The 17,233-nt window shown below is 66.6% G+C and carries 13 protein-coding genes and 1 tRNA gene; 8 read left to right on the forward strand and 6 right to left on the reverse strand.

Features of this window, described 5'->3' with window-relative positions; genetic code table 11:
* On the reverse strand, positions 1-1,006 hold a 1,006-nt coding region (locus AC5RWT_RS20000; RefSeq protein WP_494081694.1), incomplete at its 3' end, for a zinc-dependent metalloprotease.
* 274 nt (positions 1,007-1,280) lie between these two features.
* On the opposite strand from AC5RWT_RS20000, the gene AC5RWT_RS20005 reads away from it, so the two are divergent.
* From AC5RWT_RS20005 to AC5RWT_RS20020, 4 genes are all read left to right on the forward strand, one after another.
* Positions 1,281-2,414: a YlbL family protein gene (locus AC5RWT_RS20005; protein ID WP_494081695.1), complete on the forward strand. Its 1,134-nt coding sequence runs from the start codon at positions 1,281-1,283 to the stop codon at positions 2,412-2,414.
* A gap of 194 nt (positions 2,415-2,608) precedes the next feature.
* Positions 2,609-5,611 (forward strand): UPF0182 family membrane protein, encoded by a 3,003-nt coding sequence (locus tag AC5RWT_RS20010; RefSeq protein ID WP_494081696.1) that lies wholly within the window; start codon positions 2,609-2,611, stop codon positions 5,609-5,611.
* Positions 5,612-5,656: 45 nt separating this feature from the next.
* A tRNA-Met gene (locus AC5RWT_RS20015) sits at positions 5,657-5,730 on the forward strand.
* A gap of 120 nt (positions 5,731-5,850) precedes the next feature.
* The gene (locus tag AC5RWT_RS20020; protein WP_494081697.1) at positions 5,851-6,966 is read left to right on the forward strand and encodes a hypothetical protein; all 1,116 of its coding nucleotides are present in this window, start codon (positions 5,851-5,853) and stop codon (positions 6,964-6,966) included.
* Between the two features lie 135 nt (positions 6,967-7,101).
* On the opposite strand, the gene AC5RWT_RS20025 is transcribed toward AC5RWT_RS20020, so the two are convergent.
* Positions 7,102-7,869 (reverse strand): PspA/IM30 family protein, encoded by a 768-nt coding sequence (locus AC5RWT_RS20025; RefSeq protein ID WP_494081698.1) that lies wholly within the window; start codon positions 7,867-7,869, stop codon positions 7,102-7,104.
* Positions 7,870-7,944: 75 nt separating this feature from the next.
* On the reverse strand, positions 7,945-10,029 hold the full coding sequence (locus AC5RWT_RS20030; RefSeq protein WP_494081699.1) for a TPM domain-containing protein: 2,085 nt from the start codon (positions 10,027-10,029) through the stop codon (positions 7,945-7,947).
* Between the two features lie 367 nt (positions 10,030-10,396).
* Between AC5RWT_RS20030 and AC5RWT_RS20035 the strand changes: the two genes are divergently transcribed.
* The 4 genes from AC5RWT_RS20035 to AC5RWT_RS20050 all read left to right on the forward strand — a co-directional run bounded on the left by AC5RWT_RS20035 (position 10,397) and on the right by AC5RWT_RS20050 (position 14,657).
* Positions 10,397-11,959, forward strand: a complete 1,563-nt coding sequence (locus tag AC5RWT_RS20035) for a S1C family serine protease (RefSeq protein ID WP_494081700.1) — start codon at positions 10,397-10,399, stop codon at positions 11,957-11,959.
* A gap of 152 nt (positions 11,960-12,111) precedes the next feature.
* Positions 12,112-12,927 carry an electron transfer flavoprotein subunit beta/FixA family protein gene (locus tag AC5RWT_RS20040; RefSeq protein ID WP_494081701.1) on the forward strand — a complete coding sequence of 272 codons (816 nt, stop codon included), beginning with the start codon at positions 12,112-12,114 and terminating at the stop codon, positions 12,925-12,927.
* A 33-nt stretch (positions 12,928-12,960) separates the two neighbouring features.
* Positions 12,961-13,905, forward strand: coding sequence for an electron transfer flavoprotein subunit alpha/FixB family protein (locus AC5RWT_RS20045; protein ID WP_494081702.1), 945 nt, complete (start codon positions 12,961-12,963; stop codon positions 13,903-13,905).
* Positions 13,906-13,910: 5 nt separating this feature from the next.
* A complete protein-coding gene (locus AC5RWT_RS20050) occupies positions 13,911-14,657 on the forward strand; it encodes a PIG-L deacetylase family protein (protein WP_494081703.1) in 747 nt (248 codons plus the stop codon).
* Between the two features lie 106 nt (positions 14,658-14,763).
* Here the strand turns inward: AC5RWT_RS20050 and AC5RWT_RS20055 are convergent, their stop codons facing one another.
* From AC5RWT_RS20055 to AC5RWT_RS20065, 3 genes are all read right to left on the reverse strand, one after another.
* A complete protein-coding gene (locus AC5RWT_RS20055; RefSeq protein WP_494081704.1) occupies positions 14,764-15,348 on the reverse strand; it encodes an anti-sigma factor in 585 nt (194 codons plus the stop codon).
* 75 nt (positions 15,349-15,423) lie between these two features.
* Entirely contained in the window at positions 15,424-15,891 is a 468-nt protein-coding gene (locus AC5RWT_RS20060; RefSeq protein WP_494081705.1) for a tRNA (cytidine(34)-2'-O)-methyltransferase, read from the reverse strand.
* Positions 15,892-16,061: 170 nt separating this feature from the next.
* Complete coding sequence (locus AC5RWT_RS20065; protein WP_494081706.1) at positions 16,062-16,991, reverse strand: J domain-containing protein; 930 nt, start codon at positions 16,989-16,991, stop codon at positions 16,062-16,064.
* Positions 16,992-17,233 lie beyond the last annotated feature (242 nt).

Here is a 17,233-nt window from a genome sequence, read left to right on the forward strand (position 1 = left end):
GGTTGGCTGCGGCGCTGGCGGTCAGTTCGTCCACCCAGCCTTCGACCAAGGCTAGGGCCGTTTCCAGCTTGGCCAGCGCAGCATCCTGCTCCGGCGTGCGCTGCGGCATGAAGACGCCCTGCGAAAGAGCCTGCTGCATGGACTCCGGGTTCGTGGGATCCAGATCGCGGGCGACTTCCTCGATCCGGCTCATATCGATGTGGATGCCCCGGGCATAGCTTTCGATCGCGCCCAGCAGATAGCCGGAGAGCCACGGAACGTGGGTGAACAACCGCGTGTGGGCCGCCTCCCGGATGGCCAGGAACAGCAGGACGTCCTGCGCGGGAATGTCCAGGCCCTCGCCGAAGGACTTCACGTTGGACGGCAGGAGGGCCATTTTGCCTTCGGCCAGCGGAATGCCGATGTCGCTGGAGGAGACCACGTCCTTGGCCAACGCCCCGACAGCTTGGCCCAGTTGCATGCCGAACATCGCGCCGCCAAGGTTCTGCAGCATGGAGTGAGCGCCGCCGAGCATCTGCTTCATTTCTTCCGGCACCTGCTCGGTCAAAGCGGTAGTCAGGGCGAACGCAATGCTGTTGGCCACCGGTTCCGTCATCCGCTTCCAGGTCGGCAGCGTTGCCTCGACCCACTCAGCGCGGGACCATGCCCGCCCGAGAACGCCGGTGCCGGGGATGGTCGTGGCCGGATCCAGCCACATCTCGGCCAGCCGGAGTGCTTCATCAACCGCCCGGCTTTGCGATGAGGAGACGGACGGATCGCTATCCGAGGCCGCGACCTTACGCGCGCTTTCGTGGGCCAGTTTCCAGTTGACGGGACCTTCCGAAGGGGCGCTCATCATTGCCTGGACCTGCTGGAACATCTGCGCCAGGACGGTGGGGTCGGAGGGCAGGCCGGCAGCTTTGGCGATCTCCGCGGGGTCCATCGACCCTGGTTGGCCTCCGAAGAGCTTGGCGAACATCTCCGACAGCGGATCCTGCGCGTCGTCGTCGGGCTGCTTTGGGGTCATCACTACCACCGGTCCTCGAGGGTTAAAGCGGGTACGGGCCGCAGCGGCTGCCGGGAAGGCAACGGGGGCTGCGCCCGGGGTGTTGCGTGATTCCCACGTTACGGCAGCCGGGATTCCTTGTCGCGCCGAGGGACAGCAGTTCGCTGAAGGCCGAGCAGGCGCGGCAGCACCGATGCCAGCCCGACGGCGTACGCTAGAGCAGGCGCCCTAGCGCCTGCCGGGCTGCCGTGCAGCAGGTGTACGGCCCGGCCAGCAGCGAGAAGGAATCCATCAGGTGAGACAGTCCACCAACAACGGCACCGAGCACGGCACGGATAGCTGGATTGGCGACACTGCCGGACCGCAGCCGGGTGCCGACCATGCCGGGAACCGCAGGCGGCCGGTCATGGCGGCCGCTGCCGCTGTTGCTGTTGTGGCCGGGGCAGGAGGATTGGCCCTGCCGGCCGGATACGTCATCGAAACCCCGGGGCCGGCCATCAACACCATCGGCGAGGTCTCCGGCACCCCGCTGATTGAGATCCCGGACCGTCGGACGTACAAGACCTCGGGCGCGCTCGATCTGACGACGGTGTATGTGGAGGGCGGCCCCAACTCGCACGTCAATATCCTGCAGGTCCTGGCCGCTTGGCTCGACCCGCAGCGCAGCGTCGCACCCTCGGACCTGGTCTACCCGCCGGACGTCACCCAGGACGACATCCAACAGCAAAATGCCGCGCTGATGACGTCGTCACAGGAGTCATCAGTCGCTGCGGCTTTGACCCAGCTGGACGTAAAGTACTCGCAGACCCTCTCGGTGGCCGATTTCACCCCGGACGCCGCGGCGGCAGGGGTGTTGAAGCTGAAAGATGCGATCCGCACGATCAACGGACGGCAAGTCACCGGCATCAAGGTCCTGCGCGAGGAGCTCAATGCCAGTGCGGGTGCTCCGGTGGAACTGGGCATTGTGCGGGACGGCCGCGCCAAGAAGGTGGACGTCGCACCGCAGGCCAACGCCGAGGGCGACTACCAGCTCGGCGTCCTGCTGGGGACCGAGTTCGACTTCCCGTTCGAGGTGAAAATCCAGCTGGACAACGTCGGCGGCCCGAGCGCGGGCATGATGTTCGCGTTGGGCATCATCGACACCCTCACGCCAGGTGCAATGACCGGCGGCAAGCATTTCGCCGGGACCGGCACCATCGACGCCGAAGGCAGCGTCGGGCCCATCGGCGGCATCCGGCAGAAGATGATCGGCGCGCACGGCGCCGGTGCCACAGTGTTCCTGGCACCGAAGGCGAACTGCGCCGAGGTTGCCGGTCACATCCCGGAGGGACTGCAGGTGGTTCCGGTGGCCACCCTGGACGAGGCCGTTAAAGCTGTCACGCTGATTGGCGACGGCGGGGACGCCTCCGCTCTGCCCGGCTGCGGTTAATTCGTTTCAGCCGCTGCCGGTTACATTCAGGCAACAGTCCCGGCCGACGTTGGCAGCGGTTCGCCGGTGCCGGTGCCGACAAGGCAGAATGGGAACGGAACCCTCCGAGGCGTCCGTTCGTGGCAACTAGGGGGAGTCTCCCCAGCAGCGGCGGTTTCGCCGCGATGCCGCGCATGCAGACAACGAGGTAACGAGTGACGTTCGGACAAGACCGGTCCTACAATGACCGGCCAACACCGCCCAGCAGTCCTGGCAAGAAGCGCTCCGCACTGGTACCCACCCTGATTGTGGTGGCAGTCCTGGTGATCGGGTTTGTCTTCTTCTCCCAGATCTACGCAGACATCCTCTGGTACAACCAGCTGGGCTATTTGGAAGTCATGCTCAAGGAAAACGGCACCAAAATTGCCATCTTCCTGATCGCCTTCCTGATCATGGGCCTCGCCGTCTATTTCAGCCTGCGCCTGGCCTACCGGTCGCGCCCGGTGTACGCGCCGGACAGCTCGATGCAAGACAACCTGAACCGTTACCAGCAGCAACTGGAACCAGTGCGCCGGCTGTTGATGATCGGCGTCCCGGTAGTGCTCGGCGGTTTCGCCGGCACCGCCGCCGCCTCGGCATGGCAGACCGTCCTGCTGTTCTTCAACCAGCAGCCGTTCGGCCAGACCGATCCGCAGTTCGGTTTGGACTACAGCTTCTACATGAACACCCTCCCGTTCCTGGGCTTCATCAACGGCTACCTGATCAGCGTGGTGCTGATTGCCGGCATCGCCGGCCTGCTGACCCATTACCTCTACGGCGGCATCCGGCTTGAGGACAAGGGCTTCTTCGCCTCCACTGCTGCGAAGATCCATGTGGCCGTTTTTGCCGCCCTGTTCCTGCTGCTGCAGGGCATCAATTACTGGCTCGACCGCTACGCCACCGTACAGTCCAACGCCGGTAACTGGACCGGTGCGCTCTACACCGACGTCCACGCCGTAATTCCCACCAAGGCGATCCTGGCCGTCGCCGCGGTGCTGGTGGCAATCCTCTTCATCGTCTCGGCCTTCATCGGCCGCTGGCGCCTGCCGATCGTGGGCACCGCCATGCTGATCGTGACCGCCATCCTCGCCGGTGGTGTCTACCCGTGGATCGTCCAGCGGTTCCAGGTGGTCCCGAACGAGCAGAACGCCGAGGCCGCGTACATCGAGCGCAACATTGCCCTGACACGGCTGGCCTACGGACTGAACGACGTCCAGACCACCAACTATGAAGCCACGGTGAAAGCCGAGGCCGGCGCGCTGCGCAAAGACGCCGAAACCACCGCCAACATCCGCTTGCTGGATCCAAACCTGGTCTCGGACGCCTTCGCCCAGCTGGAACAATTCCGCCAGTACTACCAGTTCGGCAAGACCCTGAACGTGGATCGCTACACCGTCAAGGGCAAGGTCCAGGACACCGTCATTGCCGTGCGCGAACTGAACACCGCCGGCGTGCCCGACGGCTGGGTCAATGAACACCTGCTCTACACCCATGGCTATGGCGTGGTTGCGGCAGCCGGCTCCCGGGTGGAGCCGGACGGCAAGCCGTCGTTCATGCTCTCGGGCATCCCGTCACAGGGCGTGCTGGGCAACGATTCGACCTACGAACCCAGGATCTACTTCGGCGAAGAATCTCCGGACTACTCGGTCGTCGGTGCGCCCGAAGGCAGTTCTCCGATCGAAATCGACCGGCCGCAGAGCGCCAATGCTGAAACCGACACCCGGAACACCTTTAACGGCGACGGCGGACCCAGCATCGGCAACTGGTTCAACCGGCTGGTCTATGCGCTGAAGTTCCAGTCGACCGACCTGATGCTCTCGGACGCGGTCAATTCCGAGTCGCAGATCCTCTATGACCGGGATCCGCGCCAGCGCATCGAAAAGGTCGCTCCGTACCTGACAGTCGACGGAAACGCCTATCCGGCGATCGTTGACGGCCGCGTGAAGTGGATCGTCGATGCCTACACCACCAGCGAGCACTTCCCGTACTCCACCCCGCAGCAACTGGAGTCCGCGACCGTCGACTCCGCTACCACCGGCGGCGCCACGGTGGCGCTGCCTGCACGGGAAGTCAACTACATCCGCAATGCCGTCAAGGCAACCGTCGATGCCTACGACGGTTCCGTGAACCTGTACGCCTGGGACGACCATGATCCGCTGCTCAAGGCGTGGGAAAAGGTGTTCCCGACGACGATCAAGCCGTACAGCGAAATGTCCGCGGACCTGATGGCCCACGTGCGCTACCCGGAGGACCTGTTCAAGGTACAGCGGGAACTGCTGACCAAATACCACGTGACCGACGTCAGCCGCTTCTACGAGAACTCCGACGCCTGGAGCGTCCCGACCGACCCGACACTGGGCGAGGGCTCCACGGTCAAACAGCCCCCGTACTACCTGTCGCTGAAGATGCCCAACCAGGATGCGGCGACCTTCTCGCTCACCACCCCGTTCATTCCGTTCGGTGTGCCGGGGGAGCAGGCACGCAACGTGCTGTACGGCTTCCTGTCCGCTAACGCAGACGCCGGTACCGGCAAGGACGGCGAGAAGTCGAAGGACTACGGCACGCTGCGGTTGCTTGAACTGCCGCGCGACATCACCGTCCCCGGTCCGGGCCAGGCGCAGAACCTGTTCAACTCGGACACCGAAGTCTCGCAGGCACTGAACCTGCTGCGCCAGGGCGCTTCCGAGGTCAAGAACGGCAACCTGCTCAGCCTGCCCGTCGGCGGCGGCATGCTGTACGTGCAGCCGGTCTACGTCCAGTCCTCCGGCGCATCCTCCTACCCGATCCTGCGCCGGGTCCTGGTGAGCTTCGGCGAGTCAGTGGGCTTTGCCCCCACCCTGTCCGAAGCACTGGACCAGGTCTTCCAGGGCGACTCGGGCGCCAAGACGGGTGACGAAGGAAACGTCGGCGAGACGCCGGCCACACCGGAAGCGCCGACCACGACCAGCTCGGAGGAAAAGCTCCAAAAGGCACTGCAAACCGCCCGTACCGCCATCCAAGAGGGACAGGCAGCGCTGGCGAAGGGCGATTTCGCCGCCTACGGCGAAGCCCAGAAGCGGCTCCAGGCAGCACTGCAGGATGCGATCGACGCCGAGGCCGCCATCACCGGCTCCGCCCCCAAAGGCGGCACCGGCGGCGCGACCGGGCAGCCGTCCCCGGCGGCAACCGAGGGCGGCTAACCGATTTGCTTCACCACCCCGCGGCCGGTAATGTATTCACTGCGCCGCGGGGTGGAGCAGTTCGGTAGCTCGCTGGGCTCATAACCCAGAGGTCAGAGGTTCAAATCCTCTCCCCGCAACAAAGAGCAAAAGCCCCGCCCGGCAATGGGCGGGGCTTTCGCGTACCCGGGCCTCCAGGCAGTCTGGATAGAATGGTGCCACCTGCTCCCGATTTTCCTCGGAAAGATCGCTGTTGATCCATGCCTGAACCAGTGCCCAGCTATGCCCTTGCCGCTGGAGTAGCAGCCCTGTTCAACCCATGCAGCCTGCTGCTGTTACCGGCCTGGCTTGCGATGGTCGCCGCCCGCTCCTCGGGGACGTCCTCCTCCGCCGCCTTACGCTGGTCCTCCGCCGCAGCCCTTGCCTTAACCGGCGGGTACACCGTGTCCTTTTCGCTAGCGGTGCTGGCCGCAGGGGCGCCCGCAACAGCTGCCGGCCGCCTGGCCTACATCTCCGCGGCTACCGGGATGCTGTTGGTCCTGTTGGCATCTTTCCTGGTTGCCGGCGGGCGGGTGCCGTTGATGCAGACGGCAGAACCAGCAGGCGGTTCCCGGATCCGGCTTGGCGGCATGGCCGCTGCCGGCGCGGTCATTGGTCTGGCTTCCCTTGCGCCCCAGCTGCCGGATCTGGTACCCGGAGCCGCCGGGGAAAGGGACGCGGCCGCACCCTCGGTTGCGGATGTCGTGGCCTACGTACTGGGCCTGCTCGCGAGCTTCGGCCTGTTGTGCGCCGCCGCGGCGTGGCTGGGAGCCGCCGCCGGGAACCGGTGGCCCGCCAGCGGAAGGGCCTTGGAAAAGGCTCAAGGCTACCTGCTGCTGCTCGCCGGGCTGGGGACCGCCTACTACGCGTTCTTTGCAGTTCGCATCGCCGCAGGCACCGAGGTTGAGGACCGGCTTGTCGATGCCGCGCACGGCGTGCATGGTTCGATGACCGACGCGCTGCAGGCCGTCCCGGCGTGGCTGGTCCTGGCTTCCTACCTTGCACTTGCCGGATGGATCCTCTATGCGCAGCAGCGTTTCGGGAGAGGAACCGGGTCCAGGCTGCTCACGGATGCCCGCCCTCTTTCGGCTGCCGCGCCAGCCGCCGAGCGGCCGGCAGCGAAGTCCGCGGAGCGCTCCCGGCGTCGTCAGGTGCCGGTGCCGGACGAGGAAGCTGCTGCGGCGGCGCGGGAAGCGGCGGCCGGCGTACTGGAGACGGAAGAGCACCGGCCCCGGCATTTCAACCCGAAGGCCTTGCGCCGCGAGCGGGACGTCCCCCTGGACCCGCGGCGTCTTATGGGGAGACGCCCGCTCCGGACAGCGAAGCCACGGCGCTGACCGCACCCCTGTGGCCGCCTGAACGAGGTCCGGTCAGCGGTCCGAACCTGACCGGGCACAGCAAAAAGCTCCGGCCACACCATGGAAGGTGCGGCCGGAGCTTTTCCGTGTAAAAGCGCCGCGGGCGGCGAGAGGTCAGTAGCTTTCGGACGTGGCTTCCTTGCCGGCTTCCAGTGAGGACGGCGCCGGGCCGGTGCCGGACTTCAGAGCGGCCAGGCGCGCTTCCACCTCTGTCTGTTCGCCGAGGTCTTCCAAGCTCTCGAACTGGGCGTCCAGGCTGGAGGCGGAGAGCTCGGCCTGGCCCCGGACCTTTGCTTCCTCGCGGCGGATTTTCTCCTCGAAGCGACCAACCTCGCTGGTCGGATCCAGAATGTCGATGCTCTTGATCGCGTCGTGTACCTGCGACTGTGCCTGGGCGGTCTTGGCCCGGGCGATCAGCTCATCGCGCTTGTTCTGCAGCTCGTTCAGCTTGGACTTCATTTGATTGAGCCCCTGCTTGAGCTTCTCGACGATTTCGGTCTGCGATGAGATCGTCGGCTCGGCGCCCTTGGCCTCGTTCTCAGAGGAGATCTGGCGCTGGATGGCCACCTTGGCGAGGTTGTCGAACTTCTCGGCCTCGGCAGCCTGCCCTGCGGCGCGGTATTCGTCGGCCTTCTTGCTGGCAGCCAGCGCCTTGGCACCCCAGCTTTGCGCGTTCTCGATGTCTTCGTTGTAGTCGTCCTGCAGCATGCGCAGGTTGCCGATGGTCTGCGCGACGGCGCTTTCGGCTTCGGCAATGTTGTTCGTGTAGTCGCGGACCATCTGGTCCAGCATCTTCTGCGGATCCTCCGCCTGGTCGAGCAGGGCATTGATGTTTGCCTTGGCCAGCTGTGCCATGCGGCCGAATATGGAGTGCTTTACCACGATGATGCCTTTCGATTCGGGTTATTCGAACTGATTGCGTTCCAAGCAACCGGATGGCTGCCCGGTGTCTCTGGTCTAGAAGTTGCCACCCGCGCCGCCGCCGTCGCCGAAGCCACCGAAACCGCCTCCGAAGCCGCCTCCGTCGCCGAACCCGCCGAAACCACCGCCGCCGAAAACGTCACCGCCACCGCCGCCAAAGATCCCGCCTCCGCCTTGTGATCCATGACCGCCGCGCAGAATGGAATCGATCAGGATGCCACCGAGGATCGCCCCGCCCAGGCCGCCGCCCCGGCCACCGAACATTCCGCCTCCGCCGAAACCGCCCATGCCGCCCATGCCGCCAAAACCGTCCACATCCTGCTGAGCCATCTGGCTGGCCTGCTGCGCCAGGGCGTTGGCTTGGCGCGCGTAGTTGAGGGCCTGCTCCGGATCGGATTCGGCGATAGCCAGCGCATGGTCAAGGTTCCGTTCGGCCTCCGCCAGCCGGGTGCGCGCCTCGCTGCCCACACCGCCCCGCCGGGCCTGAATGTAGTCCGAGGTACCCGAAATCTGGGCCTGTGCGGACATGATGGCGTGCTGCAGCGCCTCCCGGGCGCGCCTGTTGCGGTCCTGGGAGTCCCGGATGCCGGAAAGCGCAGCGTCCAGCTGCTCCACGGCCTTTTCAAGCCGTTGCACCATCATGACCGGGTCGACGCGTCCTCCGGCGGCTTCGCTCTGGACGGACGACAGGGCGGCTTCCAACCCCGCCACGGGACCGGCAAGCTCGGGGTGCTGCCCGGAAGCGATAATGGCCCTTGCCTGAGCAATATCCTGCGTAGCGTCGGAGATGATCCGGTCCATGCTGGTGCGGGCGTCGTCGAGGTCCCTGGCCGTCTTGGCGATAGCCTCCAGCAGGATATTGGCCTGATGCAGGCTCTCCTCGGCAGCGCGCACAGCAATCACCGCAGCACTACGGTCCCCTGCATCAAGCTTGTCCTGAGCGGTTCCGGCCGCGTTCTCCACGAAATCCAGCCGCTCGCCGGCCTGGCTGATATTGTCGGCGACCTGTTGCAGCGCACTGTCGGCGTAACGGGCGCGAAGCTCCTGGAGCCTTGCCATGCCGTTATCCAGCCGGCTGCGCGTTTCCCGGGCAGCACTCCGGGCCTGCTCAAGCGCCTGGGGGGCGGTTTTTTCCAACTCGCGCAGCGCGTCAAAGTCTTCCTTGTGGGCCTGGAGGGAGTCGTTGACTGCTTCACACCGGCGGATGATGTCTCCGAGCCAGGCCCGCTGCTCTTCCTCGGTGTCCGGGATATGGTCATCCAGCTGCTGCTGCAGCTTGAACGACTCCATCATGTGGGACTTTGCTGCCGCGATGTCCTGGCGGAACGGCTGCACGGCTTCATCGCCATACTGCGCCATGGCGAAGCCCAGCTCCTGCTCGCTGGATTTGATCGCGTCGTCGGCGGCAACCAGCAAACTGCCGGCCTTCTTCCGAAGGTCCTCCACCGACATCGCGTCATGCGGATCCAGCGGCCGGCCGTTGGAACCGGTTTGCAGCTGCGGCTGGCGGCCCTGGCTTTTGGTCCGCCTGGACCGGGAGTACAGCAGGGCTGCGCCGCCGCCGGCCACGACGACGCCTCCGATCAGCAGCATCGGGCCCAGCGAAACACCGCCGTTGGCGCCAGCGGTTTTGACGGAACCGTCACCGCCGGAGGCAGCGTCCTCGACGGCAGCCACTGCCGTTAGCGCTGCGTCTGCCCAATCGTCCTTGCTCAGCGCCGGCACGACGGACTGGTAGATGTTCTGGTCCCGGGAGACCACGGGGTTGCCTTCGGCCGACTGGAAACGAGCCTCGCGCGTGTCCACTGCCACCGCAAGCATGCTGTCTGTGGACCCCAACGAGTTCAGCTTCGCTGCATCCAGCACCCATTTATTGCGGTCGGACGGCTCGGTGAACTGATCCACGAAAACGAGGTAGACGCTCAGGCCTTCGGACTGCTGCAATTTACGTACTGCGTCCTCGACTTCGCCGGTCCGGGAGCCCAGCACACCGGCCTGGTCAACGACGAACTCGCCCGGCGGAATGTCGACCGGCGGGACCGCGTGCGCCAGTGCTGCCGGCGCAAGGAAGACTGCCGTCAGGCCGGCTACGGCCGCCAGACGCCTGAGCGGTGAACGCATTGTGGTCCCTTCAGCAACGCAAACCGGGGCCGTGGTGCCCCGGCTCGTCGGCATGGTCCTGCCCCGGCCGGGGCGGATCCACCCACTGGTGATTCTATGGGCCTGCGTTTGGCCCAGTCCACCGCGCAGCCTCCGCCCGCGGCGAACGCCCCCGGCCCGAAGGCCGGCTGCACGGACGAGCGTCGTGGTCCTATCCGCAGCCATCCGCCGCTGTTTCCCGCCGTACTGTGGCCGGTGGCAGCCCCGACCGGGGCGGGGAAGCCGCACCTTTCGCGTACGGCTGATTCCCAGAATGCTTACAGGAAACGTGCGAGGTTATCCCAGCCACGCGGGGCATAGTGGATGGCAGACACAGAAAGGACCTGCCATGACCGAGAACAACGAGGAACCGCAGCAGCGCCCCGGCCGGGCCATGCCCCCGCAGCCGCAGAATCCACCGTCCTTCGCGGCTGGCGAGCGGGCGGCAGAGGATGACGCCCAGCATTTCCGGCGTCCGGCGCCGGATGCAGCACGTCAGGTTCCGGTGCAGGAGCAGCCTCAGGAGCAGTCCCGGCAACAGCCGCTCCAGGGCGCCCCGCAGCCTCAGTACGGCCAGCCCGCCGCGGGAACTTTCGGCCAGTACGCCGTACCCTCGTACGGCCAAACCGCCGGCCAGGGCAGCCAGGAGGGCTATGGCCAGGGGGGCGCATTCGGCTACGGGCGCGGGCCGGGTTCCCGTGACGGCCTGGGGCAGCCGGCCGCAGTGAGCGCAAGGAAGCGTTTCGGCACCGGGACGCTGATTGCAGGAATGCTGTTGGCGGGCCTGGCCGGCGGCGGCGTCGCTGTGGGCTCGCAGGCTTTGGCTGACGGCTCTGCCGGCACCGCCATCACCGGCAGTGCCCCGGAGCAGCTGATCGTCAACAACACCGATTCCGTCAACGAAATCACTGCCGCAGCCGCCAAGGCCTCCCCGAGCGTGGTGACGATCTCGGTCGCCAGCGGCAATACCGGCGGATCCGGTTCGGGCATCATTCTGGACACCGAGGGCCACATCCTCACCAACACGCACGTAGTAACGCTGGGCGGCCAGACCGCCGATCCCAACGTCGAGGTGCGCACCAGCGACGGAAGGGTGCACCAAGCCAAGGTCGTCGGCACCGATCCGCTCTCAGACCTGGCCGTGATCAAGATCGACGCCAAGGGCCTTACTCCGGCGGTATTTGCCGACTCCAACAAACTCAATGTTGGCGACACCACCATCGCCATTGGCGCCCCGCTGGGCCTGGCCGGCACCGTCACGGACGGCATCGTGTCAACCTTGAGCCGAACCATCAGCGTTTCGTCCTCTGCGGTGCCGGAAAATTCCGGTGACGGAGCCAAACCCGGTCCGGGGGACCAGTTCAACTTCCAGTTCCCGGGCGAGAAACAGTCTGCGAACCAAGGCAGCATCTTCTTGAACGTGATCCAGACCGACGCGGCCATTAACCACGGCAATTCCGGCGGCGCCCTGGTGAACACCAAAGGGGAGGTCATTGGAGTCAACGTGGCCATCGCGTCCGCCAGCCAAGACAGCGGAAGCATTGGCGTCGGCTTCTCCATTCCGAGCAACTACGCCCAGCGCATTGCCCGGGACCTGATCGCAGACGGGACAGCGAGCCACGGCCAGCTTGGTGTGTCCGTGACAGCCAAGGCTTCCGGCAACTCCTCCGGCAGCACGCAGTTCTCTGTCGGTGCCGACGTCGTCGAGGTGGTCAAGGGCTCGCCGGCGGAGCAGGCCGGCCTGCAGAAGGGCGATGTCATCACCCGGGTGGAAAACCGGGCGATCGATGACAGCCAGTCCTTGACTGCGGCCATCCGGGAACAGGCGGCCGGAAGTACCGTCAAGGTCACCTACCTGCGCGGCGGCGAAGAACACAGCGTCGACGTGACTCTGGGCGAAGGCCAAGCCTGACCGACCCCGTCGTTGTCATGCGCCCGCGGCCCTGCCACTGACGGCGGGGCCGCAGGTGTTTACCGCCGCAGCGTTGCCGGTAAGGTTAGGGTGTTTGCAGCGACCCGCAACACCCGCGCGGGCCGCCGACGGCGGAAGGAAGTTCAGCGAGGATGCAAAAAGCAGCAGGCACAGCCTTGAACATTGTGGTGCTGGTCAAGCACGTACCGGACGCACAGTTCGACCGGCACCTGACCGGTGCTCCGGCAACGGTGGACAGGTCCGAGAGCATCCTCTCCGAACTGGACGAGTACGCCATCGAAGCGGCCTTGCAGTTGGTGGAGGAGCGCGGCGGCCCGAAGGCGGGCAACCGGGTGATCGCGCTGAGCATGGGGCCGGCAGCGGCCGCCACAGCCGTGAAGAAAGCGCTGCAGATCGGCGCCACCGAAGGCGTGCACGTGAACGACGACGCACTCGCCGGTTCCGACGCCGCCGGCACGTCGCTGGCCCTGGCGGCCGCCATCCGCAGCCTGGGCGACGTTGACCTGGTGATCACCGGCATGGCGTCCACCGATGGCGAGACCTCGCTGGTCCCGGCGCAGTTGGCCGAGCGGCTCGGCCTGCCGCAACTGACGTTCGCTGCCAGCCTGGAGGTGGACGGAACCACCGTACGCGCCCGCCGGGACGGCGACACCCACGCGGACAGCCTGCAAGCCGAACTGCCCGCGCTGGTCTCTGTCACCGACCAGATCAATGAACCGCGCTATCCGAACTTCAAGGGCATCATCGCCGCCAAGAAGAAGCCGGTTTCCACCGTCTCGCTGGCGCACCTGGGCATCGAGCCCGGCCAGGTCGGCACCGCCGGCGCCTGGACCGCCGTCGAAAACGCAGAAGCGCGTCCGCCGCGGTCGCAGGGCACCATCATTACGGATGAGGGCGACGCCGGCATCCGTCTGGTGGACTACCTGGCCGCCCAGAACCTGCTCTAGTCCGCCACGGAAACCGCGAAGGATATCGGCACCATGACTACTGTTCTTGTCTTTATCGACAATCCCGGCCAAGCCCTGCACAAGGGCCAACTGGAACTGCTGACCTTGGCCCGCAGCATCGGCGAACCGGTGGCGGCGTTCGCTGGAGATCTTACTGACGCCGTGCGGACGTCGCTGGGGGACTATGGGGTCGGCACCATCTACCGGCCGGCCGCAGACCTCAACGGCGCCTTGGTTGCACCGAAGGCTGCCTTCCTGGCCGCTGCCGCCCGGGAGGCAGCCGCCGGCGCGATACTGCTGGTCAACACGTTCGAAGGCAAGGAGATCGCTGCCCGGGCCGGGATCAAGCTGTCTTCTGGCGTGATCACCGATGCCATTGGCGTTTCCCCCGCACTCTCCGTGACCAAGAGCGTGCTGGCCGGTTCCTACACGGTGCAGGCCAAGGTCACCACAGGCATTCCGATCATCACGGTAAAGGCCAACGTAGTGGCCGCAGCTCCGGCGGCCGACGTGGCCGTGCCGGAGGTCGTGACGGTTGACGCCGGGGACTTCGGCCCCGCCGCCCGCATCACCAACCGTACGGAGAAGGCCGCCAGCGGCCGGCCGGAACTGACCGAGGCACGCGTCGTGGTGGCCGGCGGCCGGGGCACGGGCGGCGATTTCTCTCCCATCGAGGATTTGGCCGACGCCCTCGGCGGTGCTGTGGGCGCGTCCCGGGCTGCCACCGATGCCGGTTGGATTGAGCACTCGGCGCAAGTGGGCCAGACCGGCAAAACCGTCTCGCCGCAGCTCTACGTCTCAGCGGGAATCTCCGGAGCCATCCAGCAGAAGGCCGGTATGCAGACGGCCAAGGTGATTGTGGCGGTCAATGACGACGCCGACTCACCCGTCTTCGAGATTGCCGACTTTGGCATCGTCGGCGACTTGGCCACGGTATTGCCGCAGGCTGCCGCCGAAATCCGCCGGCGGAAGGGCTAGCCGCAGTGACACCTGAGCAGTTCCGGCCGGAACGGGTCCTGGTGTTTGCTGCCCATCCGGATGACCTGGACTTCGGCGCGGCAGGTACCATCGCGCGCTGGACGACCGCGGGTGTGCACGTCAGCTACTGCATCATGACCGACGGCGACGCCGGCGGCTTCGACGAGGCTGACCGTGCCGGCATCGTGGAGTTGCGCGCGGCCGAACAGGCCAAGGCTGCCGCGCTCGCGGGTGTGACGGACCTGCATTTCCTGCACCAGCGGGACGGGTATTTGGAGCCCTCCCACCAGGTGATCCGCCAGACGGTGGAGCTGATGCGGCGGATCCGTCCCGACGTCGTGATGTCCATGCACCCGGAGCGTGCCTGGGACCGGATCCAAAAGAGCCACCCGGACCATCTGGCCTGCGGCGAAATTGTCACCCGTGCGATCTATCCGGCTGTGGAGAACCCTTACGCGTACCCCGAACTGCTTGAAGCAGGACTGGCCGCTTACAAGGTCCCCTACCTGTGGTTCTACGGCGGACCGCGGGAACGCGAGAACCACTACGTGGACATCACCGACTACGTCGACACCAAGCTGGCCGCGATCCGGATCCACGCGAGCCAGCACCCGGACTTGGCGGCGATGGACGCCCGCGTGCGGCACAACCTGGCGGAGAACGGGGCCCGCGGCGGCCTCCCCGCGGGCCGCAGTGCCGAAGCTTTCCATGTGGTTGAGATCAATACCCCGGAGACCATCGCCGGATTCTGACGCGGCGTCACACCTTGTGCGGACGTACCGCCGTTAGCGGGCGCCGCCAACGGCGCCGTGCGACTCCGGCGGGCCCGCGCCGCACGGGCCTTCCGCCTTTGCGGGGCTACGGGGTGGCGGTCGGGATGACGACGGCGAACGGCAGGCTGGGGGACTCGGCTCCGCCGGGTGCCTCGACGGAAACGGCCAGTTCGCGGGCCGTGGCGACGCCCTCGATGACCACCGGGTTGCTCGACGTGATGTCAGCCGCTTCAATGGTTCCGGCCGAGACCGGCGCGGAACCGTCCAGCGGAAGCTGCCACACCTGGTAGGTACGTCCTTCGGAAGCCTGAACGCCGCGGAAGGTCAGCACGGCGGCGTTTTTGCTCAGCGAGACCGAGGAGTCCACCGTGCCGCCGCCTTCCACTTCCTGCTGGCTGGAAACAACGTCGTCAGCGGTGGTGATGTCCCGGTCCGAGGTTCCGCTCAAGGCCCCCGCTACGGCAATGGCCCCCACGATCACCACGACGGCGGCCAGGGCCAGCAGAAGCCACTTGGTCACGGCGGGCATTGGCCGCCGCTCGGTTTCTTCTGTTCCGCCGGTCAGTTGGTCGGCGTGCAGCACGGAGGCGTCGTCATCCGGTGCGTAGTCGTTGTCCCCAGTGGAATGACCGGGGCTGGCCAGGCGATCAGACGGCTGTGGCGTATCCATAGGTTCCCAGTCTATCCGTCCACCGGGGGACGCAGCGCTTCGGCCGACACGCTGCAGCGGCCCGGGGAGCAGGCGCTATAGTTGCGCCCCGGCAAAACCATGCTGCCGCCAGGCTTCATAGACGGCGATGGAAGCCGAGTTGGCCAGGTTCAGCGACCGTAGCGTGGGAAGCATGGGCAGGCGCAGCCGCGCCGTCACGCGGGTGTCCTGTTTGACTGAAGCCGGAAGCCCAACAGACTCCGGCCCGAACATCAGGACGTCGCCGGGAAGGTAGGCAACGTCAGTGTAGGAGCGCTCGCCGTCGGACGTGAACGCGAAGACCCGCTCCGGCTGCAGGGCTTCCCATGCCGCCTCCAGATCCTGGTGGACCTGGACCACGGCCAGATCGTGGTAGTCCAGTCCGGCGCGGCGCAGCTTGGAGTCTTCGAAGCTGAAGCCCAGCGGTTCGACCAGATGCAGTTCGGCGCCGGTGACCGCGGCCAGCCGGATGGCGTTGCCGGTATTGCCGGGGATTTCGGGGGTGTAGAAGAGGATGCGGAACACGGATTCCATCCTAAGCGCGCCGACCTCCCCGCCCGGCATTCCCGAGCCGGCCGGGAGCAGCGCAGGTGGGGCAGGCCGCTTCCACAGGGGGATACGACGTTCAAGCAAGCAGGCCGCTCAGAGGTGCCTGCCGGACTCCACGCCTGCCGGACTCCACGCGTGCAGGCCGCTCAGGCGTGCATGCCGCCCAACAGCCGGGCCAGCGAGGGGACGTGCACGGTATTGGGGGCAGGACCGGAGGACAGGAACTGTTTGAGTTCGCGAACCAGCCGGGCGGCATTAACCATATGTACCGGGGCGATGCCGTCCGGGTCGTAGCCGGGGGTGTAGTCGATCACCGGTTCGTGCAGGTTGCCGTCCGCGGAGTGGATCACCGTCCATCCGGTGACGTTGAGCTCCGGGAAGAGTTCCTGCATCCGGCGCACAGCCGGTGCCAGCCGCGGCGGTTCCACCACCCGGCCGTCCTTGTGCAGCGTGCGGCCGTCCCAGCGGAAGTTCCCCCGCGGCAGCAGCATCGAATCGATCAGCGCCAGCCGGTAGCCGGCCAGCACGGCATGGTCGATGAAGCCGTTGTCGGCCGGTGAATGGAGGCCGTTGACCAGCCGTGCGGACGGGATGGCAGGCAGGATCTGCCGGCTGATGAGTTGCACCGTCAGGGCCTCGCGGCGCAGTCTGGCACCGGCACCGAAGATGCCGCGCTTACGGGGGGCACCGTGGATGTGCTGGCGGGCGATGTGCTCCGGAAGGCCGGTGGAGGCCTCGGGGGAGCCGTAGGCGGGAACGTAGACGGGCTCGTCCGAAGCCGCGGGGCCGCGCCGTCCGGGCGCAGAGGGCTTCGCTGCAGGGCCCGCAGCGAAGGACCCGCCGTTGTCCGTCCGGCTGCCCGCAGGCGCACCGGCGCCATAGGAACGGTCGTAGCGGGACCGGGCCTGCGGGTTGCTGAGGACTTCATAGGCCAGGTTTACGCGGCGGAACTCGGCAGCATCTCCGCCATGGTCCGGGTGGGTGGCGCGGGCGGCTCTGCGGTACGCGGCCTTGATTTGGTGCGGCGTGGCATTCACCGGCAGCCCCAGGACATCGTAGTGGGATGGTGAACTCACCGGGTGCCTCTCCGTAGGGTCTCGGGATCCTGCGCGAGCCCCAGTGTAACCGCCGGCGGCGGGCATTCCGGGTCGTGCCGTTGCGGCGGCCCATCGGGCTGCGGGCCGGGACGTGGGCCGCGCTCGCCGACCTGGTGGCCGGCGCGCCCGGTCGAGGGGTGTCCGCCCGGATGGTGGTGGGAGGGGACGGAATGGTTCACTTAGCAGTCAACGCCCTGGCGGGCACGCAGGTTCCGCTGGGT

Source organism: Arthrobacter sp. Dra40, assembly GCF_059091905.1.

Excerpts from the sequence above, each read along its gene's own strand:
- AC5RWT_RS20035 (WP_494081700.1), top strand. The coding sequence starts at position 10,397 with ATGACCGAGAACAACGAGGAACCGCAGCAGCGCCCCGGCCGGGCCATG.
- AC5RWT_RS20020 (WP_494081697.1), top strand. The coding sequence starts at position 5,851 with ATGCCTGAACCAGTGCCCAGCTATGCCCTTGCCGCTGGAGTAGCAGCC.
- AC5RWT_RS20030 (WP_494081699.1), bottom strand. The coding sequence starts at position 10,029 with ATGCGTTCACCGCTCAGGCGTCTGGCGGCCGTAGCCGGCCTGACGGCA.
- AC5RWT_RS20055 (WP_494081704.1), bottom strand. The coding sequence starts at position 15,348 with ATGGATACGCCACAGCCGTCTGATCGCCTGGCCAGCCCCGGTCATTCC.
- AC5RWT_RS20040 (WP_494081701.1), top strand. The coding sequence starts at position 12,112 with ATGCAAAAAGCAGCAGGCACAGCCTTGAACATTGTGGTGCTGGTCAAG.
- AC5RWT_RS20045 (WP_494081702.1), top strand. The coding sequence starts at position 12,961 with ATGACTACTGTTCTTGTCTTTATCGACAATCCCGGCCAAGCCCTGCAC.